This is a genomic window from Oleiphilus sp. HI0086 (genome assembly GCF_001635225.1).
Window position 1 is genome coordinate 1 of the sequence record NZ_LWFZ01001435.1, and the last position, 812, is coordinate 812.

General features: G+C 46.7%; 1 protein-coding gene. It reads left to right on the forward strand.

Translation table 11 applies throughout. From position 1 onward, the window contains the following. The coding region (locus tag A3756_RS28310; RefSeq protein ID WP_197481523.1) for a hypothetical protein at window positions 1–812 on the forward strand (812 nt) is incomplete at both ends.

Consider the following 812-nt stretch of genomic DNA (forward strand, 5'->3'; position numbering starts at 1 on the left):
AATTTGGTGCTTCTTTAGATCTGGCAGCTGGTGACTTAAGTTTAAGCGCGGTTTTACCAGAGAGTACAGAAACGGTCTCTGTTAACGTAACGCCACTTACAACGGTTGCTGCGACATTGGCCCAAAGCGTTATCGAAAGCGGCACAGTGTCAGAATTTAACATCCAAGAAGCTGTCAACAATGCCAATTCTCAAGTAGCTGACCGTTTTGGTTTGACTCAGGATATTACTAAGATCCCAGTCGTTGATTTAACTGACCCAGAAGCCGTTGCAGCGCAATTAGCTGACGATGCAGATGTCGTTCAGTATGCAGCGATTAATGCAGCAATTGTGAGTGCTGTTCAAGGTGATGACACCACTAATAGCACCTCAATCAACGAGGCAATTGAAAGCTTTGCAGAGAGCTTTGCTGATTCAGGCTTGAGTGATAATGCTGTGAGTGATGATGTGACTGACTTGGGCGATATTCTAGAGGATGCTCAAGAGGTTATCCAAGAAGTTGAAGACGATATCGTAGCTTTAGGTGAAGAGTTTGCTGATGCGGTTACGGATATTCAAAGCCTAGAAGATGATGTAGCAGCCGATGAAACCTTGGCAGATGAAGCGGTAGCTAGCGACGACGGTGACCAAGGTACGGCCAGTGAGACAGCAAATGCGACTAACTTGGCTCAGGTAAAGGCGTTTGTAGAGGAGCTTCGTGAACTAGGTACTGCAATAGATAGTTCATTAGTTGGCGACGGCGAGGGGCAGGATACGGTTGCTAATATTCTGGATGGCTTTGACCTACAGATGGAAGCCGCAGATCTCGCGAGT